The organism is Glutamicibacter sp. NPDC090743 (assembly GCF_044769125.1).
Lineage (GTDB): Bacteria > Actinomycetota > Actinomycetes > Actinomycetales > Micrococcaceae > Glutamicibacter.
In genome coordinates this window covers 377,218-398,826 of record NZ_JBIVXE010000003.1, presented here as the reverse complement: position 1 = coordinate 398,826, position 21,609 = coordinate 377,218, and the positions used below count along the sequence as shown (strand labels likewise).

Annotated in this window: 22 protein-coding genes; 10 read left to right on the top strand and 12 right to left on the bottom strand. The window is 60.0% G+C overall.

Going from position 1 to position 21,609, the window contains the following annotated elements; genetic code table 11:
• Positions 1–12: 12 nt before the first annotated feature.
• Together greA and ACIQTS_RS08295 are read right to left on the bottom strand one after the other, a co-directional pair.
• Positions 13–507: a transcription elongation factor GreA gene (greA, locus tag ACIQTS_RS08300; RefSeq protein WP_105657447.1), complete on the bottom strand. Its 495-nt coding sequence runs from the start codon at positions 505–507 to the stop codon at positions 13–15.
• Positions 508–796: 289 nt separating this feature from the next.
• Positions 797–1,216 (bottom strand): DUF4307 domain-containing protein, encoded by a 420-nt coding sequence (locus tag ACIQTS_RS08295; RefSeq protein WP_105657448.1) that lies wholly within the window; start codon positions 1,214–1,216, stop codon positions 797–799.
• Between the two features lie 239 nt (positions 1,217–1,455).
• Here ACIQTS_RS08295 and mca point away from each other — a divergent pair, with 239 nt between their 5' ends.
• The 5 genes from mca to ACIQTS_RS08270 all read left to right on the top strand — a co-directional run bounded on the left by mca (position 1,456) and on the right by ACIQTS_RS08270 (position 7,248).
• Entirely contained in the window at positions 1,456–2,322 is an 867-nt protein-coding gene (gene mca, locus ACIQTS_RS08290) for a mycothiol conjugate amidase Mca (RefSeq protein WP_105657493.1), read from the top strand.
• Between the two features lie 43 nt (positions 2,323–2,365).
• Positions 2,366–2,647, top strand: a complete 282-nt coding sequence (locus ACIQTS_RS08285) for a hypothetical protein (RefSeq protein WP_105657449.1) — start codon at positions 2,366–2,368, stop codon at positions 2,645–2,647.
• Positions 2,648–2,679: 32 nt separating this feature from the next.
• Entirely contained in the window at positions 2,680–4,794 is a 2,115-nt protein-coding gene (locus tag ACIQTS_RS08280; protein ID WP_402472603.1) for a thioredoxin domain-containing protein, read from the top strand.
• Between the two features lie 119 nt (positions 4,795–4,913).
• Positions 4,914–5,675 carry an isoprenyl transferase gene (locus tag ACIQTS_RS08275; protein WP_332594729.1) on the top strand — a complete coding sequence of 254 codons (762 nt, stop codon included), beginning with the start codon at positions 4,914–4,916 and terminating at the stop codon, positions 5,673–5,675.
• 256 nt (positions 5,676–5,931) lie between these two features.
• Entirely contained in the window at positions 5,932–7,248 is a 1,317-nt protein-coding gene (locus ACIQTS_RS08270; RefSeq protein ID WP_105657452.1) for a PhoH family protein, read from the top strand.
• Here the strand turns inward: ACIQTS_RS08270 and ACIQTS_RS08265 are convergent.
• The gene (locus tag ACIQTS_RS08265) at positions 7,245–8,063 is read right to left on the bottom strand and encodes a hypothetical protein (RefSeq protein WP_402472598.1); all 819 of its coding nucleotides are present in this window, start codon (positions 8,061–8,063) and stop codon (positions 7,245–7,247) included. The genes ACIQTS_RS08270 and ACIQTS_RS08265 overlap by 4 nt on opposite strands.
• 83 nt (positions 8,064–8,146) lie before the next feature.
• On the opposite strand from ACIQTS_RS08265, the gene ACIQTS_RS08260 reads away from it, so the two are divergent.
• The 3 genes from ACIQTS_RS08260 (at position 8,147) to ACIQTS_RS08250 (ending at position 9,758) form a co-directional block, all read left to right on the top strand.
• Positions 8,147–8,650, top strand: a complete 504-nt coding sequence (locus ACIQTS_RS08260) for a prepilin peptidase (protein ID WP_400290126.1) — start codon at positions 8,147–8,149, stop codon at positions 8,648–8,650.
• 4 nt (positions 8,651–8,654) lie between these two features.
• Complete coding sequence (locus ACIQTS_RS08255) at positions 8,655–9,122, top strand: NUDIX hydrolase (RefSeq protein WP_400290128.1); 468 nt, start codon at positions 8,655–8,657, stop codon at positions 9,120–9,122.
• Positions 9,123–9,188: 66 nt separating this feature from the next.
• Positions 9,189–9,758, top strand: coding sequence for a GNAT family N-acetyltransferase (locus tag ACIQTS_RS08250; RefSeq protein ID WP_402472594.1), 570 nt, complete (start codon positions 9,189–9,191; stop codon positions 9,756–9,758).
• Here the strand turns inward: ACIQTS_RS08250 and ACIQTS_RS08245 are convergent.
• From ACIQTS_RS08245 to ACIQTS_RS08230, 4 genes are all read right to left on the bottom strand, one after another.
• A complete protein-coding gene (locus tag ACIQTS_RS08245) occupies positions 9,755–10,945 on the bottom strand; it encodes a dipeptidase (protein ID WP_402472591.1) in 1,191 nt (396 codons plus the stop codon). The genes ACIQTS_RS08250 and ACIQTS_RS08245 overlap by 4 nt on opposite strands.
• Before the next feature lie 121 nt (positions 10,946–11,066).
• Positions 11,067–12,479 carry a class II fumarate hydratase gene (locus tag ACIQTS_RS08240; protein ID WP_105657458.1) on the bottom strand — a complete coding sequence of 471 codons (1,413 nt, stop codon included), beginning with the start codon at positions 12,477–12,479 and terminating at the stop codon, positions 11,067–11,069.
• 129 nt (positions 12,480–12,608) lie between these two features.
• Positions 12,609–13,238 carry a carbonic anhydrase gene (locus tag ACIQTS_RS08235; protein WP_400290132.1) on the bottom strand — a complete coding sequence of 210 codons (630 nt, stop codon included), beginning with the start codon at positions 13,236–13,238 and terminating at the stop codon, positions 12,609–12,611.
• A gap of 66 nt (positions 13,239–13,304) precedes the next feature.
• The gene (locus ACIQTS_RS08230; RefSeq protein ID WP_402472586.1) at positions 13,305–13,979 is read right to left on the bottom strand and encodes a DUF4245 domain-containing protein; all 675 of its coding nucleotides are present in this window, start codon (positions 13,977–13,979) and stop codon (positions 13,305–13,307) included.
• 156 nt (positions 13,980–14,135) lie between these two features.
• On the opposite strand from ACIQTS_RS08230, the gene glpX reads away from it, so the two are divergent.
• Positions 14,136–15,170, top strand: coding sequence for a class II fructose-bisphosphatase (gene glpX / locus ACIQTS_RS08225; RefSeq protein WP_105657461.1), 1,035 nt, complete (start codon positions 14,136–14,138; stop codon positions 15,168–15,170).
• A 107-nt stretch (positions 15,171–15,277) separates the two neighbouring features.
• Here the strand turns inward: glpX and manA are convergent, their stop codons facing one another.
• From manA to ACIQTS_RS08205, 4 genes are all read right to left on the bottom strand, one after another.
• Positions 15,278–16,486 carry a mannose-6-phosphate isomerase, class I gene (gene manA / locus ACIQTS_RS08220; RefSeq protein ID WP_402472583.1) on the bottom strand — a complete coding sequence of 403 codons (1,209 nt, stop codon included), beginning with the start codon at positions 16,484–16,486 and terminating at the stop codon, positions 15,278–15,280.
• A 66-nt stretch (positions 16,487–16,552) separates the two neighbouring features.
• Positions 16,553–18,178 (bottom strand): LCP family protein, encoded by a 1,626-nt coding sequence (locus ACIQTS_RS08215; RefSeq protein ID WP_332594725.1) that lies wholly within the window; start codon positions 18,176–18,178, stop codon positions 16,553–16,555.
• 17 nt (positions 18,179–18,195) lie between these two features.
• Positions 18,196–18,726: a 5-(carboxyamino)imidazole ribonucleotide mutase gene (gene purE, locus ACIQTS_RS08210; RefSeq protein ID WP_105657464.1), complete on the bottom strand. Its 531-nt coding sequence runs from the start codon at positions 18,724–18,726 to the stop codon at positions 18,196–18,198.
• 74 nt (positions 18,727–18,800) lie between these two features.
• Positions 18,801–19,961 (bottom strand): 5-(carboxyamino)imidazole ribonucleotide synthase, encoded by a 1,161-nt coding sequence (locus ACIQTS_RS08205; protein WP_402472578.1) that lies wholly within the window; start codon positions 19,959–19,961, stop codon positions 18,801–18,803.
• A 176-nt stretch (positions 19,962–20,137) separates the two neighbouring features.
• Between ACIQTS_RS08205 and ACIQTS_RS08200 the strand changes: the two genes are divergently transcribed.
• A complete protein-coding gene (locus tag ACIQTS_RS08200; protein WP_105657466.1) occupies positions 20,138–20,707 on the top strand; it encodes a GtrA family protein in 570 nt (189 codons plus the stop codon).
• On the opposite strand, the gene ACIQTS_RS08195 is transcribed toward ACIQTS_RS08200, so the two are convergent.
• Positions 20,704–21,432 (bottom strand): TIGR03089 family protein, encoded by a 729-nt coding sequence (locus ACIQTS_RS08195; protein WP_332488459.1) that lies wholly within the window; start codon positions 21,430–21,432, stop codon positions 20,704–20,706. The genes ACIQTS_RS08200 and ACIQTS_RS08195 overlap by 4 nt on opposite strands.
• Positions 21,433–21,609: the final 177 nt, after the last annotated feature.

The window sequence follows — 21,609 nt, the reverse complement described above, 5'->3', positions numbered from 1 at the left end:
GCAGCCTAGTTGCTAGGACTGGTAAGGCTTTGCAGAGATGATCTCAACCTTGATGTCGCGGCCGTTTGGAGCCAAGTACGACAGCTTGTCGCCGACCTTTGCGCCGTGCACGGCAACGCCAATAGGGGACTGCTCGGAGTAGACCTCGAGGTCGGTGTCGCCGGCAACTTCGCGGGAGCCGAACAGGAAAGTGGTCTCGTCGCCAGCGATATTGGCGACAACCAGCATGCCTGGCTCAACAACACCGTCATCGGCAGGAGCATCGCCTACATCGGCGCGGCGCAGCAGATCCTTCAGGTAGAGGATGCGCGCTTCGGCCTTGCCCTGCTCTTCACGGGCGGCGTGGTAACCGCCGTTCTCCTTCAGGTCACCTTCCGAACGTGCCTGCTCGATACGGGCAACGATCTCGGCACGTCCCGGGCCTGAGAGGAAAGTCAGTTCGTCCTGGAGCCGATCGTAGGCTTCCTGAGTCAGCCAAACGACAGGTTCGTTGCTGTTGGTGCTCACGTTGTACTTCCTTTGGTCAGTTAGGACTTCGCTTGGCCTTGGGACCGATAAGTGGTCCTAAAGCCGAAAGCCACCGAAACGGTGGCGTCGACGAAGTCGGATTCGGTACGGATCTGAGGGCTCACACGTTATGGGCGATGCAAGCAAAGACCCCGCCAGGCTCATGTCCTAGTACTCAGCTAGAACCATGCGCCGATGCGGGGCGAAACGTATCTTTTCAACGATAGTAGTCGCCAAAACGATTTAAGCCCAATAGATTCAGCTATTAGGGGATGAAGAAGCTGAAATATTAACCCTTGTATTCCTGCGGAACCTCGTAGCAGGACTCCACGCCAGCGGTGGTCGCCAGGTTGTCGGTGTGCAGGTCAATCTCCAGGCGTTGGGTGATGTGCCCGGTAGCTTCTCCAGGATCAAGCAAAATGGTGTCGTATCCGACGATGGCCTTGGATTCGTTCATCGCACGAATATCGCACTGCACGCGGTGCTTGGTGTTGTATTCGACTGCGACAATGGCCTTGGCCTTCGTTGCGGAAATGACCTCGAACTCGATGTCCTGCGCGCTGATGGCGCTGTAGTTGTTGAAGCCGACATAGGCGGCCCCCGCAACGCCGACGGAGAGCGCGGCAGCAATTAGCCAGTTACGCGTTTTCCTGGGAAGACTGCGTTTCTTGGGGTTGTTGTAGCGAGCCGTTAAGCTTGGATCAGACATTATTTGCCTTGCACCACTCTCTTGCCTGGCGGCATTTGAACTGGGAATGCCGTACGTTGGTTCCTTACTCAAGTTTACCGTCTTTCAGCATGGGGGAATAACCGGTGGTCGGCTGTGAGTTGTTATGGATGACGGACAGATTCGAAGCTTCGGGCCGTCCAAAAACGTGGCATAAGGAAAGAAGATAAGTGGAGATTCACGACGTGAAGAAAATTGCTCCTTCGCAGGGTCTGCGGCTCATGGCTATTCACGCGCACCCGGACGACGAATCTTCAAAGGGTGCTGCAACGATGGCTGCCTATGTTGATGCTGGCGCCGAAGTGATGGTCGTTTCCTGCACCGGCGGTGAGCGCGGGGATATTCTCAACGCCGCCGCTGGCGAACTCGCCCATGCGCACCGCGACCTGGCAGGCGTCCGGCGGACCGAGATGGCCGAGGCCGCTGCAGTGCTGGGCGTCAAGCACCGCTGGCTGGGCTATGTCGACTCCGGCTTGCCGGAAGGGGATCCGCTGCCGGAGCTGCCCTTTGGCGCCTTCGCCTTGCAGCCAGTAGAAATCGCTGCTGCCGGCATCATCAAGCTGATCCGTGAATTCCGTCCCCACGTCATCACGACCTATGACGAAAACGGCGGGTACCCCCACCCGGACCACATCCACTGCCATAAGGTTTCAACCTTTGCCTTTGAGCACGCGGCTAATCCGCAGATGTACCCGGAACTGGGTGCGCCGTGGTCGGTGAGCAAGTTGTACTACGACCGTGCTTTCGCACCGGATCGTTTCCGCACCTTGCACTACGCGATGCTGGAAGCAGGTTACGAGTCCCCCTACACCGAGCGCGTTGCGCTGTGGGAAGCGGACGAGGAAAACCAGATGTTCAAGTGGGTTTCCCCACACACCACGACCACCCAGATCAACTGCGCGGATTTCTTCTCGCAGCGCGATCAGGCGTTGCTGGCCCACAGAACCCAGATCGACCCGGAAGGTTTCTTCTTCGCCGTACCGGAACACGTCTACGCGGAGCACTGGCCGTGGGAAGACTACACGCTGATTTCCTCCAAGGTAGCAACCGAGTTGCCCGAGACCGACCTGTTTGCCGGACTAAGATAGTACTAAGCGCTTTCCAGTACTAGAAAAGAGTTGTCTTTACATCGTGAATACGATCTTCGAATCCCTGGCTCTGACTTCCTCGACCCTCGGTGTCGGTACGGAGACCAGCAGCGAATACGGTCCAGGATTCCTTGGGTTCATTTTCACCGCAGCCTTGGTGGTTGCCGTGATCTTCCTGATTCGCGACATGGTCCGTCGAGTGCGCCGCGTGCGCTACACCTCGGAAGCCGAGGCAAAGCAGCAGGAAATGGTGGCCAAGGGGGAAGAACGCAAGCTTCAGGAATCCGAAGAGCCGCACGACCCGAAGACCGACGAACAGCAGTAGGCGCTTTGTGAGCTGCGCGATAGCATGATTGCGTGGCTCAACGACTCGCTGGCTCATCCAGCCAATACCTCAGACAGCATTCGCACCAACTTGTCGACTGGTTCCCCTATGGGGACGAAGCCTTCGAACAGGCCCGGTTGCGCGACGTACCGGTCATGCTTTCCATCGGCTACGCTGCCTGCCATTGGTGCCACGTGATGAGCCACGAGTCTTTCGACGATCCTGAAATCGCGGCGCTGCTGAACGAAAACTTCGTAGCTATCAAAGTGGACCGCGAAGAGCATCCGCTCGTGGACGACACCTACATGCTGGCTACCCAGGCGCTCACCGGTGCCGGTGGTTGGCCGATGACGATTTTTGCCCTTCCTGACGGGCGTACCGTGCATGCCGGCACGTACTATCCGAAGACGCCCCGTGGCAAGACTCCGAGCTTCCGCCAAGTGCTCAACGCCGTCCACGAGGCCTGGGAAACCAAGCGCGATTCGCTGGAAGAGCAGGCCCAGATGCTCGCCGCGCATTTGGCAGAACTCGGAAGCCGCCAGAGCTCGCTGTTGTCGCTGCAGTCGCAGCAGCCAGCAGAGCAGGCCTTCGGCGCAGCACTTGATCGATGGGTTGCCGCCACCAAACCAGAAGGCGGCTTCACCCCGGCGCCTAAATTCCCGCCGACCTGGGCTCTGAAGACACTGTGGCGTGCAGTGGTCACCACCCCGAACCGCGCCACCGAGGCCTTCGCCGCAGCGGCCACCCATCTCGAAGCGATGTTCCTTGGCGGCCTGCAGGATCATATTGATGGCGGTTTCGCCCGTTACTGCGTTGATGAGTACTGGTCGGTCCCGCACTTCGAGAAGATGCTCTACGACAATGCCGGCCTGCTTTCACTGGCGGCTCGCACCAGTGTCCTGGCGGCAGAATTCGCCCGCAAGTCCGAAGGGGAGATAGCCCAGCGCGCGCAGAATCTCGCCTGGCTCGCCCAGCGCAGCGCCCAAGGCATTATCGACTTCCTCAACGAGGAACTGCTCACCGCATCTTCGGCCGCTCCAGCTTTCGCGGCTTCCCTGGATGCCGATTCATCCCGTGATGGCCGCCAGATCGAGGGCGCGTACTACACCTTCAGCCGCGAGGAAATCGCACTGGTCACCGACCCTTTGATTCAGTGGCTGCCCAAGGGGTTGTTGCGTTTCGCGCCGGTGGCCGAGGACCCGCAGAACTTCTGCTTCTCGCTGTTGAGGGTTCCTGAAACGAACGAAATCGGTGTTCTCCATGAACTGCGGGATGCAATGCGCACGCTGCGCCGCTCGCGAATTATGCCGGTCCGCGATGAGAAGGTGATCGCCGGTTGGAACGGGCTGGCCATCGAAGCCTTGTCTGAAGCCGCGCTGCTCCTGGACCAGCCAGAAGCCTTGGCGCTCGCCGAGAGGGCAGCAACCTCGGTGTGGACGATGCAGTGGGATGAGAATGCCGGACGGCTGGCTCGCGTGAGCTTCGCCAATCGTGCTGAGCACGGCAATGAAGGCACCTTGCAGGACTATGCCGCCCTGGCCCTGGGATTCTTGGCGTTGGGCCAAGCCAGCGGGCACAAGCAGTGGGCTGAGCGTGCCAGTCGCTTACTGGGACGCGCTGCCAACTTCGTAGACCCGGAAACCGGGGTGCCGCGTGACGCGGTCCAAGCCGATGCGCGCATCGCAGCCCAGCGCAGCAACATTGCTGCCGTCACGGTGCTTGATGATGCGCTGCCGGCCTCGGGTGCGCTCTACGCCAAGGCGCTGGCGATGCATGCCCTGCAGTCCATGGCGGCGGGAGACTACACCGAAGCAGATGCGGCGGACTTGGAAAGCGCCCGCGTACTTTCTGCCCACGCCCTGGCTTTGGCCAGCGACGCGCCAACACAGGTAGCGACCGCCTTGGAAGTGCAGTGCATAGTTTCCAGCCCGGTCCAGTATCTTGCGCTGTCGCAGTGGGATTCGGCAGAAGCCAAGCGCGTGCGTTCGGTGGCGTTGAGCCTCGGATTGAATGTGCGCCACGATCCGTCGCTATCTGGTGCGGCCCAGACCGTCCAGATCCAGCCTTGCCGCGAAGAGCTTTGCCAGATGCCTGTAGCCGGGATGGACGGATTGTTCTCGCTGTTCGCTTCCGGAAAGGGTGCCTGAGCCCGGGAGAATGTGTCCATCGTGGACGCGGTGAAGCGGGCAGATACCCATGCTGGGCGATAAATAGCGGTAGATTTAGAACCTAGAGTTTTTGGAATCTATCGAAAGGCAGGGACAAGGTGCAGCTTCCGAACCTTGCGTACCGTTACTACGAACGGCGCTTGGCGAAGTCCCTCCCTGCCGACAAGCTTCCGCACCATATTGGCGTGATGGTCGATGGCAACCGCCGGTGGGCCAAGCTGGCCGGCACCCCGACCATGGCAGGCCACCAGGCCGGTGCGGACAAGATCCTGGAGTTCCTCGATTGGTGCGAGGACCTGGACATCCAGATGGTTACCTTGTACATGCTCTCCACCGACAACCTTAATCGAGAAGCCAGCGAGTTGCGCGACCTCTTGGAAGTTATCGGCACGACCCTGGACCGTCTGGGAGAGACCAACCGGGTCAAGGTCCAGCAGGTGGGAGCCAAGGACCTGCTGCCTGAAGACCTGGCGCAGAAGCTTGCCGCGCTGGAAACCGTTACGGCCAACCGCACCGGCGTTCATGTGAATGTGGCCATCGGCTACGGCGGACGCCGTGAAATCCTTGATGCTTTCAAGTCACTGCTTTGCAAGGCCGCCGAGGATGGACGCACGGTCGAGGAACTTGCCGCCGGACTGTCCACTGAAGACATCGAATCGGCACTGTACACCAAGGGCCAGCCAGATCCGGATTTGGTGATCCGCACCAGCGGGGAACAGCGTCTCTCCGGCTTCTTGACCTGGCAAAGCGCGTACTCGGAGTTCTACTTCTGCGAGGCATTGTGGCCGGATTTCCGCCGCGTGGATTTCCTGCGTGCGTTGCGCGACTTTGCTGATCGCCAGCGCCGCTTCGGCACCTGAGCCCCTAATCGTGCACCCGGCTCAGCTGTTCAGCTAATCGTTACCTGAACGTAGTCCCCCGGTAGCGCTTCAAGGTCTATGGTGATCATAAGGCCGGGGCAACAAGACCCAGCTGATCGAAGGGTTCCTCACTAGATGACCAAATGCAGCGCCAGCCGGAGCAATTGCCGGAATCGCCTTGGACATCCGGTGTCGGGATTCCCCACTTACGCGTGGGGAGAGTCCCCACGCCGGATTCGAGAATGGGTGCGCTGCCATGACACGAACAGCCGAACAGGGTGTACGAACCTACGTCATTGATACTTCGGTCTTGCTTTCTGACCCGAAAGCCATGTTCCACTTCGATGAGCACCATGTCGTGATCCCGCTGACTGTCGTCACCGAGCTGGAACATAAGCGCAAGGATCCTGATCTGGGCTTCTTCGCACGCCATGCCTTGCGTGTGCTGGACGAGCTGATTGCCAGCCATGGGGGATTAGCCCAAGCGGTGCCCGTGTCCAAAACTGGTGGAACGCTGCGCATTGAACTGAACAACATCGCCCCGGAAGTCCTGCCGGTGGGCATGCGCTCAGGCGATAACGATTCACGCATCCTGGCTGTCGCCAAGCACCTGCTGGATGCTGGCCTCGACGTTGCGCTGGTCACCAAGGACCTGCCGATGCGCATCAAGGCCTCTGCCATGGGCATCCATGCCGAGGTGTACCGCAATGAGCTGATCGCCTCGACCGGGTGGACCGGCATACAGCAGCTGGAACTGGGCGAAGAGACCATGGCCAAGCTCTACGAACATGAACAGCTTCTGAACCACCCTGCGGTCGCCGATGAACCGATCAACACCGGGTTCGTCATCACATCCCCGCGCGGAAGCGCCCTGGGCCGCAAGGTTGATGCGAACACCTTGAAGCTGGTGCGCGGCGACCAGCAGGCCTTCGGATTGCATGGACGCAGTGCAGAGCAGCGCATCGCCTTGGACCTGCTGATGGATCCATCCGTGGGCATCGTCTCCCTGGGCGGCAACGCCGGAACCGGTAAATCGGCGTTGGCCCTGTGCGCCGGAATGGAAGCAGTGCTTGAACGCAGGGAACACCGCAAGATCACCGTGTTCCGTCCGCTCTATGCCGTGGGCGGCCAGGAACTAGGCTACCTGCCGGGCTCCGAGGGAGAAAAGATGGGACCTTGGGCCCAAGCGGTCTTCGATACCCTCGGCTCGATCGTGTCGAAGAATGCCATTGATGAAGTGGTCGAACGCGGGATGCTTGAAGTCCTGCCGCTGACCCACATCCGCGGGCGTTCACTGCATGATTCCTTCGTCATTGTTGATGAAGCCCAGTCGCTGGAACGCAATGTTCTGCTCACGGTGCTATCGCGCATCGGGCAGAATTCCAAGGTGGTGCTCACCCATGACGTGGCACAGCGCGATAACTTGCATGTAGGCCGCTACGACGGTGTCGCCGCGGTCGTGGAACAGCTCAAGGGACATGCCCTCTTCGGGCATGTGACCCTGACCCGTTCCGAGCGCTCTGCTATCGCCGCGCTAGTCACCAACCTGCTTGATTCGCCCACCTTGTCCTAGGATTGGCGCTCGCTGCGCAGCTCCCACGGAATCGGCGCCCGCACGTCGGTAAGCGTGGGAGCTGGGGCGGTGAACAAGGAATCGATGTAGTACTCGTTCTGGGCCAGGACCTGAAGCGACAGCTCCGGGGCCACAGGCATCCCGGCCTGGGCGGAGAGCACCCGGCGGCTTAGGCAGACGCCTGTTGCCAGATCCAGTACCACGAGGGTTCGTGCCCCGGCGGGAACGAGAGGACAGTTGGCCAGTGCGGGCTGGTAGTTGTGTCCCGCAGTGAGAACGGCGGCTAGAGCAGGCCGGTTGCCATGGGTGATCTCTGCGAGCTCGTGAATGTAGGTGGGGTGGTCGAAAGCGAGATCATGGGCGGCAGGCTCGGTGCCGGCAAGTTCCACCGGATCGAGCATTGGTTCCCAATGCTCCAAGGGCAGCAACCCATTGAAGCCAGAAATTTGTGGACGGCGCAAGATCAGGTGGTCTGAGGTATAAACCGGGGAGGTCAGCGAGGCCGGCAGCTTCCATGAGGAATTGGTGGCTGCGACGTAGCCTCGGCTCCGATCTGCGGTGAACTTCTCCTTTTGGTACACCAGTTGCCCCTCGGCCGAGCGCACGGCTATGGCTTCTCGCTGGCGGAGGATGGCGGTCAGCTGGCCTTCCAGGCCTTCGCCCGGTTGGGCGTAATGCTCCGGGACCTGGACCTGGAACTGCAAGGAGGTGCTCAGCCATGGGGCGGACCGGGCCAAGGCACGGAAACGACGACGGGCCGCCGACTCAGGGGCGGAGTGCCCGGGGAAAAGAACTGGAACTGCTGGAACGTCCATACTCCAATTGTAGAAGCGGCTGAATTATTCACAAGAGGAAGACCCCTCTGCCGAAGATCCAATGAGGTGCCTATGCTCTATGCATGTCAGAAATTTGGAACGTGGCACAGGAAAGCCCGACCGCCGCAGCACTGGTTCTCCTCCAGCTAGCCTGCTTTCTTGGTTTCGGGTTCCTCCTGTCCAAGGAAGACATGGCGACGCATCGTTTGCCCAACCGGCTACTGGCTTACTGGTTGGCGGCCAGCATCGTGGTGATCGCGCTGCTGGGGATCTTCCGTTCTGATGGGCATGGGCTGCTGATGAGCCTTTTGGGGTTGCTGCTGCTTGGCGGAGGCTATCTGCTCCTCGCGCTGATTTCCGCTGGGGCAATGGGCATGGGCGATGTGAAGCTGGCCGGCGTGCTGGGCATGAATCTCGGATACTATTCCTTGCCCAGCTTGTTCTTCGCGACCTTGCTTGCCTTCCTGCTGGCCACCGGCTGGGTTATCGGGGGCGTGGCCGTGCGGAAATTGACGCTGAAATCAGCGGTCCCTTTCGGCCCCTTCATGCTCATTGGGTCTTTAGCAGTGCTGCTTATGGCACGATGAAATCATGGCAACTCCAGAATTCGTAACCCATCTTCGAGAACGCATCGGTCATGAACTGCTATGGCTCTCCGGGGTGAAAATAGTTGTCCTCCACGACAGCCGGGTGCTGTTGGTGCGACGTGCCGACAATGGCAAATGGACCCTGCCAGCAGGAATTATTGATCCAGGCGAAGAGCCTTCGCATACAGCACACCGCGAAGTGCTGGAAGAAACCGGCGTTGAATGCGAAATCACGGACCTGTTGGGGGTCGGGGTGACAGCTCCCACGGTGTATCCCAATGGGGATCACGCGCAGTACCTGGATGTAGTTTTCAAGGCTCGGCACCTTTCCGGCACCGCGAAGGTCAACGATGACGAGAATTTGGAAGTGGGGTACTTCGAACTGGCTGACCGGCCAGAACTCCCGCCGCTGCACGAACGGGCGCTGCAATGGGCGATGGACCCTCGGCCCGGTGGCTATTTCGCCAGTTGACGCTTCCTGCCTTCAACTCCGCGGTGGCATGCGTGAATGCCACCGGCATGAGCTTAGACTTGCTCCATGACCGGGATTGGACTGATTGAACCTTCTGCCGCACTGCATGCTTCCTTCATGCGGAGCACAACCGAATGGGCGGGGGCGGAGCAGGACGGGGCCTCGGTCTTCTACGCTGCCAAATACGGTTGGGATCTGCGCAATGCAGAAGACTTCGCGCGGTGGGTCCAGCTGCTCAAGGATCTGGAAAAGCCGCACTTCACGCCACCGGAAGGCTTCGTTGCGCAAAGCACCCTGTGGCTAGCGCACGACGATGAGTACTTGGGCGCGGTCAGCTTGCGTCACGAGCTGGGCAATGATTTCCTTCGTGAAGTCGGCGGGCACATCGGCTACGGCATACGCCCGAGCGCCCGTGGCAATCGCCTGGCCAGAACCGCGCTCGCCGGATCCCTCGAACAAGCCCGCAGCCTTGGCCTGCCGCGGGTCCTGCTTACCTGCAACGACTCCAATACTGCTTCGGCGCGAACCATCGAAGCTTGCGGCGGAGTCCTCGAACGCGTCACTCCGGTTGCCGAAATCGGGCCCCGCTTCGGCTCCACCGAGGACCTGCGACGCTATTGGATTGAACTGAGCTAGTTCGCTGGAAGCACCTCGCGGAATACGCGCAACGTATTTCCGCCCATGATGGCCGCGATTTCCGTATCCGAATAGCCGCGATTCATCAGTTCCTGGGTGATGACAGCAATCTGGCTGGCATCCCATGCGACGGTAGTTGCTCCGTCGAAGTCGCTGCCCAAACCGACGTGTTCGATTCCTGCGACCTTGATGACGTGCTCCATCGCATCCACCACCGAATCCACATCCAGGGTGCAGACCGCAGCGTCCCAGTAGCCAATTCCGATAACGCCGCCGGTCCCGGCTATGGCCTGGATCTGATCGTCAGTGAGGTTCCGGTTCACATCGCAGGTGGCTTGGACACCGCCGTGGCTGAATACCACGGGTTCAGTAGCCAGGGAGAGGACTTCATTGAAAGCCGCGTCGCTGGAATGCGCCAGGTCGACGATGACCCCCAGCTCTTCCATGCGCTTGAGTGCAGCACGGCCAAGGTCGGTGAGCCCTGATTTCTCGACCCCGTGTTTGGAGCCGGCCACCGAGTTGTCGAAGAAGTGCGTGAACCCGGCCATGCGCATGCCATCGTTGAACAGGACATCCACGTTCCTGACGTCGCCCTCAAGATTATGCAGGCCCTCTACCGAGAAGAGGCCTCCGGTGACCTGCTGGCCGCTCTTGCGGTCCTTGAACAGCTGGTCGAGCTCGGCGGTGGTGGTGATGGTGCGCAGGGTGCCTTGCGAGTCGGCGGCGTCGTCGCGCAGTTTCTTGGCCTGGTAGCGCGAACGCTCCAGGAGCGAGAACCAGGTCTGAGGCGGTTGCAGCTGGACAATGCCCAGCAGCGTGATGTTATCCGATTCGGCGCTATTGGAGTCGTAATTCTGGCCGACGGGCGACTTGGAAACCGAGGAGTAGACCTGCAGGGCGACATTGCCTTCTTCCATGCGCGGCAGGTCGACATGGCCGCGGTCCGAGCGCTTGAGCAGCGAACGGTCCCACATCAAGGTGTCGGCATGCATGTCGGCAATCTGCAAGCGCGAATGCAGTTCCGAGGCGTCGTCGCCGACCGCTGGCAGACCCGCGGCCTCGATCTTATTGCGGGTGTTTTCCACGATGCCGGGAGCAAAAGCGAAGAATGCGGCCAAGAGGACTACGAGCGTGCCGGAAATCCAGAGGCCAAGACGTTTAAAAGAGCGAGATGTGGTGCGGGTCATAGGTGGAGGCTAGCAGATGTTACCGGCAAGTAGGAGTCTGTTTTTCCGGGTTAAAGTACGCTACCGCGACCCGATGCCGAGCATCGAACCGCGGTAGCAGCAGGGGTGGAGCGCCTGGGAATTAGTGCTTGCCCACCATGGTGGAAACATCCAGAAGCTGATCGAGCTGTTCCTCGGTGACTTCACCGCGTTCAACGAAGCCCAAAGCGATGGTTGCTTCGCGTACGGTCAGCCCCTCGGCAACAGCCTTCTTGGCGATCTTGGCTGCGTTTTCATAGCCGATCAGCTTATTCAGCGGGGTGACAATCGATGGGGAAGCCTCGGCCAGGAAGCGCGCGCGTTCCACATTGGCCTTGATGCCGTCGATCATCTTTTCGGCCATCACCGTTGAGGTGCTGGACAGCAGGCGAATGGATTCGAGCAGGTTGGAGGCCATGACCGGGATGCCCACGTTCAGCTCGAAGGCGCCGTTGGTTCCGGCCCAAGCGATGGCGGTGTCGTTGCCGATGACCTGGGCTGCTACCTGGATGGTTGCCTCCGAAATGACCGGGTTGACCTTGCCGGGCATGATGGAGGATCCTGGCTGCAGATCAGGGATCGCAATTTCTCCCAAGCCGGTGTTGGGGCCGGAGCCCATCCACCGTAGGTCATTGGCGATCTTTATCAACGAGATAGCGATGGTGCGCAAAGCTGCGGAGGCCTCGACCAGTCCGTCGCGGTTGGCCTGTGCTTCGAAATGGTTGCGCGCCTCGGTGATGGGCAGGCCGGTGTCTTCGCGCAGGAACTCGATGACCTGCTGCGGGAAGCCGTCTGGGGTGTTGATGCCGGTGCCTACCGCGGTGCCGCCCAGGGGAACTTCGGCAACGCGTGGCAGGGCCGCTTCGATGCGTTCAATGCCGTAGCGTACCTGTGCTGCGTAGCCGCCAAATTCCTGGCCAAGGGTGACTGGGGTGGCATCCATCAGGTGGGTGCGGCCGGATTTGACCACATCCTTGAACTCGGCGGACTTCGCCTCCAGCGAGGAAGCCAAGGTTCCGAGGGCCGGGACCAGGTCATTGAGCAGAGCTCCGGTGGCGGCAACATGCACGGACGTCGGGAAGACGTCGTTGGAAGATTGCGAGGCGTTCACGTGGTCGTTCGGGTGGACCTCGGTGCCGCTGTCCCGGGCCTTCAAGGCACGGGTGGCCAATTCGGCGAGAACTTCGTTGGTGTTCATATTCGAGCTGGTTCCGGAACCGGTCTGGAATACGTCGATGGGGAAGTGCTCGTCGTATTGCCCGGTAGCGACCTGATCGGCTGCGGCCACAATGGCCTCAGCGCGTTCTTCGTCGAGAACGCCGAGCGCCAGGTTGGCTCGTGCGGCGGCCTTCTTGACCTGGGCCAGGGCCTTGATATGCGAGGATTCCAAGGTCTTGCCCGAGATCGGGAAATTATCGACGGCACGCTGGGTTTGCGCGCGGTACAGGGCCTGAGCCGGAACTCGGACTTCGCCCATGGTGTCATGTTCGATACGGAAATCGTCACTGTTAGTCATGAGCCCAGAGTACGCCCGAACCGTCATCGAATGACAGGTCTCTGACGTAAACATCACAACCAACAGTGACGCTTCACCGAATTGGGAATAAAAGCCGTTTTACAAGGCTTTTCCTGAAGCTTGGAGCTTCTAGTCGAGGCCCAGGCTGGAGACCAGCTGGGCACGGCCATCGTGCAGGTGGTAGGCAACGCCGGCGACCGCGGTGCGGCCCTCTTCGATGGCCAGCGCGATGATGCTGGACAGGTCGACGAGGCGGTCGGTGGTCTGCTTGACGTGCTCGACAACGGTGCCGTTCACGTCGGTGATGCCCTTGCGTTCGGCGGCATGGACTGAAGGGGTGATGTGCTCGACCAGGTCGCGAACGAAGCCCTTGGGCATGTTGCCAGTTTCCTTGGCCTGGATGGCGCTGGTAATCGCACCGCAGGAGTTATGCCCGAGGATGACGATCAACGGCACGTTCAGGGCGTCAACGGCGAATTCCAATGAACCGAGGCTTGCCGGATCCAGGACGTGGCCTGCGGTACGCACCACGAACATGTCGCCCAAACCCACATCGAAAATGATCTCTGCCGCAAGGCGGGAATCAGAGCAGCCGAAGATGACAGCGAAAGGTTCCTGGCCGGAGATCAACTTCTGCCGTCGAGCACTGTCCTGGTTGGGGTGCTGGGTATCTTCGTTGACGAAACGGAAATTGCCGGCGCTGAGCTTTTCCCAAGCCTCTTTAGGCGTCAGGGTCAGTTGTGTTGATTCAGAGAGCATGACTCAGATTCTACGGGATGCTGTTCGAATATCGAATATATGACTGGCTTTTCCCGTGAACGTGACTTAATCCAGCTCGCTAGCGACCTGTTCGGCAACACTGTTCAGCTGTTCGGCCGAGGTGTCACTGGAAAGTACGACGGTGGAGTCCTTGAACTCGGAGATCAGGTACGTGCTCTGGTCCTTGGTGCGCACTTCCCACTGCGCTCCGCCGATGGTGCGAGTTTCGGTTGGTGTCGCCGCATCGGTGATCAGGGCTATCCAGGTCGGGTTGGCGTCAGCAGCTTGGCGAACCCACACGAAGTTCTTGTCTTCGAAGACGAGGCCGCATTCCCAATAGGGCACTCCCTGTGCAGTGTTAGCCTGCCAGCGAGCGAAGTTCGCATATGCCTTGTCGCCCAGTTCCGGGGCGAAGATCTCAAAGCCAGAAATCTGTTCCGTCTGTTCCGCGGTGGCCTGCAGGTTGACGTCGCTTTCAAACGCGTCGTCCTTGGGCGGCGGGTTGAGCATGAGCACCGGAATGAGTATGGCAACCGTGAAGCCGATGGACAGCACCATGCCCTTGAAGGTCTGGTTCGCGCGCTTGGCCTGCTTCTCGGTGAGCTGCGGCTTGTACGGCAGATCCTCGAAGGTGGCATTCGGATCGTCGAGGCTTCGAGGGGACGCAGCAGGCGTCTCGGTACCGTTGGCCGTGTTGCCGGTAGCCGGGACGCTGTTCTCGGTGTTCTTCTCAGGTTGCACGCCTTCCATTCTCCCCGAAGATTCTGTGGAATTCGAACCAGAGTGCCCAAACGCACGTCGAACTATGAGCAGGCACTCCCGACACGAACTGTAAAGCGAAAACTCTAGAGGATAGAATGTCCTTGTTTGCATAGGCGCAATGACTACGACTCAGTGATGGGATCTTTCGTGACCGAAAAGAACAATTATGCCCACCTTTCTCCGCGACTGTCGGTTTCCGACGCGGAGCCGGACCGCAACCTAGCACTGGAGCTGGTGCGTGCAACCGAAGCGGCAGCCATCGCTTCCTCGCCGTGGGTCGGATTCGGTGACAAGAATGCCGCAGACGGTGCCGCAGTCGACGCCATGCGCGGCTTGCTGTCCACCGTGAACTTCAACGGCGTTGTCGTGATTGGCGAAGGTGAAAAAGACGAAGCTCCAATGCTGTTCAACGGAGAACAGGTTGGCAGCGGCACCGGCGCCGAATGCGACGTCGCAGTCGACCCGATTGACGGAACCCGTCTGACCGCACTGGGCCTGAACAACGCCCTGTCCGTGTTGGCCGTCGCCGACCGCGGTTCGATGTTCGACCCCTCCGCCGTGTTCTACATGGAGAAGCTGGTCACCGGGCCAGAGGCAGCCGAGCTCGTTGACCTCCGCCTGCCAGTGAAGCAGAACCTGCACCTGATCGCCAAGGCCAAGGGCAAGAAGGTCAGCCAGGTGACTGTGACCATCCTGGACCGCCCACGCCACGCTGGCCTGATCGAGGAGATCCGCGCGGCTGGTGCCCGCACCAAGCTGATTATGGACGGTGACGTTGCCGGCGCCATCGCCGCAACCCGCGAAGGCACCGGCGTTGACGCGCTGATGGGTGTCGGCGGCACCCCTGAAGGCATCGTGACCGCCTGCGCTATCAAGGCGCTGGGCGGCGTGATCCAGGGCCGCCTGTGGCCAACTGATGACGACGAGAAGCAGAAGGCCATCGACGCCGGCCACGAATTGGGCCGCGTGCTGACCACTAACGACTTGGTGACCTCGGATAACTGCTACTTCGCAGCGACCGGCATCACCGATGGCGACCTGCTGCGCGGTGTCCGCTACAAGGACAACCGCATCCACACCCAGTCGATCGTCATGCGTGCCAAGTCCGGCACCATCCGCTTCGTCGAGGGTGAGCACCACCAGGATAAGTGGGAAGCCTACACCCGCTAATCCGCATCTGATTGCAAAACTGCGAGCCATGGACTTGATTCAAGTCCATGGCTCGCAGTTTTGCGTTTGTCCCCTATAGTGCCACGAAGGGCCTCAGGGCAGTGCGGCTAGTCGATCTGGGCGCTGGCTGCGAAGAGCTGGCCCGGAACGGTGCCCTGCAAGATGGCGGTGGCTGGCAGTTCGGACGCGGTGAGGAACAACGACTGCCCGCGGCTGATGCTGCGTTCGCCTTCACGCGTGGCTACCAGGAACTCACCGGCGGTGCACAGCAGCACTGCGGCACCGTGCAGCTGCAGATCAGCGGCAAGGCCCGGCTCTATGGGATCGAGTACCTGCAGCTGGAACTCTTCGAAGTCGGGCTTGTACAAGCGGTCATGGGTATCAAGGGCCACCGGCTCCAGGATCGGGGCAGGGGAGGGGGCGGCAATGGTGACGTCCAGCAGTTCGGGAACATCGATATGCTTGCTGGTCAGGCCTCCACGCAGCACATTATCCGAATTGGCCATGACCTCGATTCCCAAACCGCGCAGGTAGGCGTGGACGTTGCCGGCACCCAGGCTGATGGCCTGGCCAGGTTCCAGGAAGATCAGATTCAGCAGCAGGGCGACCAAGACCCCCGGATCGCCAGGATAGATTTTGTTGATCGAGGCTAGCTCGGCGAAATGGGCATTGCCGTGCAATTCGGGGCTGCCTGCCACTGCTTCGCTGATCTGCGCTACCAGCTGGGAAATTTCCTCCCCCGCGGTCAGCACATGCTTGAAAGTCCGGGCCAGCGGATCGGTGCCCTGCAGCAGATCGAGCAGCTGGCCTATCGGGGCATGCGCCGAGTCCGGCAGGTGCGCGGCCAGGATCTGCAGGTCTTCAACAATCTGCGCTGGTTGGCGGAAGCCCGATAGCGCCACGAAGTCGGTGAGGGCAAAGAGCATCTCCGGCTTGTGGTTGTCATCGCGGTAGTTGCGGTCAGCAGCATCCAAAGGCTTGCCGTCCGCGTTTTCCTGGGCGAAACGCTCTTGGGCCTGCTTCAGCGTGGGGTGCGTCTGGATCGACAGCGGCTGGGTCGCCGAGAGCACCTTGAACAGGTAGGGCAGACGTCCGTAGCGCTGGGCGACTGCTGAACCCAGTATGTGCTCTGGATCCTCGGCGATGAAATCATTGAGCGCTGTCCCGCTATCGGAGATCCGGCTCGGGCACCCGGGATGGGCACCGAGCCACATCTCGGCCTGCGGGGTGGTTTCCGCGGGCAGATCGAGCAGATCGGAAATCTGCGAAGCAGATCCCCAGTGGTAGTCCCTAATCGCGTTTTTCAACTCGAACACGTCTTTTGACCATAGCCTTTCAGGAGCGGTAGTTGGGTCGCATGGCGGTCGGGGGGTCTTAACCGTTTACGGAACCGAGCATTCGTCGTTATTGGCCGCGATCTCTGAAATCAACGTGCGGTAGCCGGCCATTTCCAATTGCACCAAGTACTCTTCGGTGATCGGGCTGCCATCTGGCTGGGTGAATTCCGGGCTGTCCTCTTTCGACAGCTTCGGAGCATTGTTCACGTCAGTGGTTTCCGGCGCTTCTTCGGAAGCCTGGGTTGTTTCTTCCGGAGCCGAGGACTTGGAGGTGTCCTCGCTCTTTTCAGGATTGTCCTTCTTCTTTTCCTTCTTCTTCTCCGGCTCGTTCTGCTTTGCGATCAACGTCTGGATACGCTCTTGCAGCTTGTCGAAGTCGGGGTAGGTGGAGAAGCTGCGTTCGAAGTCCGGCGCACCGAGGGTCAAGCGGGCCATCGGCTCCTTGGAGACCTTCTCGGCCAGGGATACGAAGGAACCGAGCTGACCTGCTGGAATGTCGGTTTCAACGAGCTGTTCACCGGCGGACATGATCGAAGTGAAATTGCTCAGGATCGTTTGCGGCTTGAACTGCTTGATAATTCCCTGCTGCAAGCACTGCTGGCGCTTGATGCGGTGGTAGTCATCGGTGAAGTCGCGTGAGCGAGCAAACCACAATGCCTGCTTGCCGGTGAATTCGTGGGTGCCCGGTGCGAACCAGTGCGTGCGCACGGTGCTGTTTTCGTGGTATTTCCCGTTGTAGGGAACCCATCCGCCGGAGTCGATGGTGACCCCGCCCAATGCGTCGACAAACTGCTCGAACCCGGCCATGTTGATCATGACGTAGCCCTGGACAGGGAGCCCCGTGGTGCCTTCCAGCGCGTCCATGGCAGCTTGCGCGCCGACGTTCTTCACGGTCTCGGGGAAAGCATCCGCGTGCTCGGTTTCGGCATTGCGGTAGATGGCGTTGAAGATGCATTCGTCGCCGCAGTTGTAGCCTTCGGGCCAGATCTTCTCCATGGGCGAGCCCGGGGCGAAGCGTGCGCTCTGGAAGTTGCGCGGCACCGAGATCAGCAGGCTCTTGCCGGTTTTGGCATCAACAGAAAGCAGAGCCGCAACGTCGGTGCGGACGCCTTCGCGGTTGGCACCGGAGTCGGCACCGAACACTGCGATGTTGTAGCGCCCGTCGACTGGCTCGAAGGCGGGTCCTTCATCGAATACGGCCACAATGGTTTCGCGTCCGGTATTCAGCAGCGAGGCGCCGTAGATGAAGACACCGCTGGTGGCCACCACGGCTGCCAGGGTGAAAATGGTAACGATGGCACGCATGCCAGGGGCCAGCAGCTTGGGCCGGATAATCACCAAGGTGTTGGTGAACATGATCAGCCAGCCCAGGGCCAGCGTGCCGAGCACGATGATCAGGAACAGCTGGAAGTTCGGGTGGGCAACCCAGCCGAGAATGATCGAACGATCAATGAAGTACAGGGCAACCAGCGCAAGAATGGCCAGCCAGCAGGCCATGGTGATGGACACTGCGATCCGTCCAAGCTTGCGATTTCCCGCGACCAGCTGAGCGCCGCCGGGGAAGAAGATGGTCAGCAGGACCAGGATCAGAGCCCGCTTGCTGCGCTGCGGAGAGCTGATGGTCTCTGGCTGGCGCAACGGACTTGGTGCGCGGTGACTGGCAGAACCCATGTACTTTTGGACTTTCCCTAGGAAGCGAAATTCTCGTTGGCAACTTCAGCGCGCAAAGCCGAACCCTTGGCATGGGCTTGCTCGCGCAGTGAATCTGCAAACTGAAGCAACTTTACCTGTAACGATTCGGCTAGCTCATCGGTTCCCGCTGCGAGCATGCGCACAGCCAGCAGGCCGGCATTGCGTGCTCCGCCAATGGAAACAGTTGCTACGGGGACTCCTGCAGGCATCTGGACGATGGAGAGCAGGGAGTCCATTCCATCTAGTTTAGCCAGTGGAACTGGAACTCCGATCACCGGCAGCGGTGTAACAGCTGCAAGCATGCCCGGAAGATGCGCTGCACCGCCTGCGCCGGCGATGATTGCGCGCAGTCCGCGTTCGTGGGCTTTCTTGCCGTAATCGATCATTTCTTCTGGCATGCGGTGCGCCGAAACGACGTCCGCTTCAAAAGGGATTCCGAATTCGGCCAGTGCCTGTGCGGCCAGGCGCATGACCGGCCAATCGGAATCAGAACCCATTACGAGGCCGACCAGTGGTGCTTCAGACATGAGATATTTCCTTGCGGTGTTCTAGTAAGAGCCGCTGCCCGGTACGCGGCAGCGGCTCTTGATCAAAATAAAGTCTAGACGGCGGCTTCGATGCCGTCGCGGATGAGCGCGGCAACCTTATTGGCCTGCGAACGAAGTTCATCTACGCTTTGCCCGGCGTTAGCCACAACGTTGACGTGGCCGATCTTGCGGCCCGGGCGCACGGACTTGCCGTAGGCATGGACTTTGACTTCTGGCGCGGCGGCCAAGGCGGCTTGGAAAGCCGAGTAGAGGTCCTGGTTGGCGCCGCCGAGATAGTTCTTCATCACAGTCACGCCCAGCTCGCGGGTTTCGCCCAGCGGCAGATCCAGAACCGCACGCAGGTGCTGCTCGAATTGGCTGGTGACCGAACCGTTCATGGTCCAGTGGCCGGTGTTGTGCGGGCGCATGGCCAGTTCGTTGATCACGAAACCGGCTCCTGAACCCGGGGTTTCAAAGAGCTCTGCGGCCATGACTCCGGTGACGCCGAATTCTTCGGCGATGCGCAAGGCCGCATCGGCTGCGGTGGCCGCGGTGGCTTCGTCAATATCCTGGGCAGGCGCGATCACTTCATCGCAGACTCCATCAACCTGGATGGTGTGGACCACGGGCCAAGCCTTGGCCTCGCCTGAAGGGGTGCGGGCTACCAACGCGGAAAGTTCGCGGGAGAACTCGACCTTGTCCTCGGCCAGCAGCGGGCCATGGGCGAACCAGTCGGCGGAATCCTTGGCGTCTTGGGCATTGTCCAGCATGCGCACGCCCTTGCCGTCGTAGCCGCCGCGCGGGGTCTTGAGCACAATGGGCCAGCCGGTCTGCTCACCGAAAGCGATCAGGGCATCGACATCGTCAACCTTGGCCCACGCAGGGTTCGGAAGTCCGAGGCGTTCGATGGCCTCGCGCATGACCAGCTTGTCCTGGGCATGGATCAGCGCAGCCGGACGGGGCTGGATGTTGATGCCCTCATCGATCAGGGTGGTCAAGAATTCGTTGGGCACGTGCTCGTGGTCAAAGGTGACAACGTCCTTGCCCTTGGCGAATTCACGCAGGGTTTCGAGGTCTTTGTAGTCGCCTACAGGAGCGTCGGGAACGCTTCGCGCAGCCGAAACATCAGGACCTTCGGCAAGAACATGCAGTTCGAAACCTAGGTTCAGGGCCTCGGGGGCCATCATTCGGGCTAGCTGCCCGCCACCAATCACACCAATTTTTGGAAAGCTCACGATTACAAGGGTATCGAAAGCGACGTTGAGAATCGCATACGCGTTGTCTGATTACTCTCACAATTCGGTCAATTTCCAGAAAGTGCCGATAAAATAGCAAGATCGCGCGCTTCTCGTAGTGCTTAGCGCGCCTTGTTACTGCTAGCCAGACGGGAACAATATTCCCTGGAGGACAATTGCTCGAGCGCATCAAACTCAAAATAGCCGGACTCATCTCGTTGCTGTGGCGCGAGGTGGCGAAGTTCGGCGTCGTCGGTGGCGTTGCGTTCATCATCGACTCGGGGATCTACGTCTGGCTCCTGCACGGTTCCATGAGCGATTCCCAGGTTAAAGCGAAAATCATTGCTGGCGTCGTCGCGACGATGTTCTCTTGGGTGGCCAACCGCTACTGGACCTTCCGCCACCGCCGCCAGGCCAATGTGGTGCGCGAACTCGTGATGTTCATCATCATGAATGCCATCGGATTGGGCATTGCCGCGGCCTGCGTATGGGTCACCAAATACTGGTTGGGCTTGACCGATCCGACTTCGGTGTTCATTGCCGGTTCGGTAGTCGGCTTGGTGCTCGGCACCATCTTCCGTTTCTTCGCCTACCGTTTCTGGGTCTTCGGCAGCGCGATGGATGCGGAGGAAGAATTCGCCCACGACCACGAAGTTCTGGGCAATCACAAGGCCGATACCGGCGCTGACGCAGCGCATTCCGCTGGCCAGGCCGATACCGGCACGGTACCGACGGTGGCTCGCTAATCCGCTGGTTGGTAATCGAAGTTAATGCGTTCGCCGTCGCGCAGGCGCTGGGTCACTTCCATCCCGTCTTCTACTAGCACAATTCCGTCACCCGCTGCCCACTGGCCAATGGCGAAGGGCAGCAAGGAGAGCACGGGTTGCTGCGCACGCACTAGAATTGTTCCTTGCGCCTTAGCTTCGGTATCGAATAACGCAGCAAGGCTGACCGGGGCGTCACCATTGGTTGCGATGGCTGAGGCATCACCAGTTACTGGCGAGGGATAGAACTGATCCCCGTAGGTACGCACGGAGGCATTGAAGTCTTCTGCGACAGGGCCGAGATCCGAGCCGAAGGACAGCGCGAGAGCTGCCGGGTTCACGGCAAGGATTTCAGAGCTGCTGGGGATGCGCTCATCATCCGGTTGGGCTGTCACCCACACCGATGCCTGCTGTGCATCATCATGCCCAGCATCGACCAGCGTGGCGCCATGGTGCAGCGCGGCCAGGGCCACGACCAGGGACTTCCAATGCGCCGGCAAATCGAGCACCACGATCGAGTCTTCATCGAGGTCGAAAACCTCGCCCAAGAGATTGGCGCTTTTAGCGACCCAATTGTCAAATACCCGTCCGGACAGCTCGATGCGTTCCCCGCCGACGGAGTACCAGGTGAGCCATGGGGAGGCTGAACTGCGTCGCGGCGCGAGAAGATTCTCGACAAATGTTCGTGATTGTAGGCTATTGCTCACTGGATGTCCTTAAATTTAATTACTGAGAATTCACCGAGAATTCAGCCAAGACGGGACTCGCCCACCTCATGTGCGTCTTTTGACGGCGTGTTGTGCCGGGAGTTTCCTGAGAACTCTTCTTAGAATGACCTCCCCGCTTGACTCTAGCGGAGTTACACGGCTGTAATTAGATGGTGA

Bases quoted from the DNA above. Each gene is read 5' to 3' on its own strand.
- ACIQTS_RS08295 (WP_105657448.1), bottom strand. From the start codon at position 1,216: ATGTCTGATCCAAGCTTAACGGCTCGCTACAACAACCCCAAGAAACGC.
- mca (WP_105657493.1), top strand. From the start codon at position 1,456: ATGGCTATTCACGCGCACCCGGACGACGAATCTTCAAAGGGTGCTGCA.
- ACIQTS_RS08270 (WP_105657452.1), top strand. From the start codon at position 5,932: ATGACACGAACAGCCGAACAGGGTGTACGAACCTACGTCATTGATACT.
- ACIQTS_RS08265 (WP_402472598.1), bottom strand. From the start codon at position 8,063: ATGGACGTTCCAGCAGTTCCAGTTCTTTTCCCCGGGCACTCCGCCCCT.
- ACIQTS_RS08260 (WP_400290126.1), top strand. From the start codon at position 8,147: ATGTCAGAAATTTGGAACGTGGCACAGGAAAGCCCGACCGCCGCAGCA.
- ACIQTS_RS08255 (WP_400290128.1), top strand. From the start codon at position 8,655: ATGGCAACTCCAGAATTCGTAACCCATCTTCGAGAACGCATCGGTCAT.
- ACIQTS_RS08250 (WP_402472594.1), top strand. From the start codon at position 9,189: ATGACCGGGATTGGACTGATTGAACCTTCTGCCGCACTGCATGCTTCC.
- ACIQTS_RS08245 (WP_402472591.1), bottom strand. From the start codon at position 10,945: ATGACCCGCACCACATCTCGCTCTTTTAAACGTCTTGGCCTCTGGATT.
- ACIQTS_RS08240 (WP_105657458.1), bottom strand. From the start codon at position 12,479: ATGACTAACAGTGACGATTTCCGTATCGAACATGACACCATGGGCGAA.
- ACIQTS_RS08235 (WP_400290132.1), bottom strand. From the start codon at position 13,238: ATGCTCTCTGAATCAACACAACTGACCCTGACGCCTAAAGAGGCTTGG.
- glpX (WP_105657461.1), top strand. From the start codon at position 14,136: ATGGGATCTTTCGTGACCGAAAAGAACAATTATGCCCACCTTTCTCCG.
- ACIQTS_RS08215 (WP_332594725.1), bottom strand. From the start codon at position 18,178: ATGGGTTCTGCCAGTCACCGCGCACCAAGTCCGTTGCGCCAGCCAGAG.
- purE (WP_105657464.1), bottom strand. From the start codon at position 18,726: ATGTCTGAAGCACCACTGGTCGGCCTCGTAATGGGTTCTGATTCCGAT.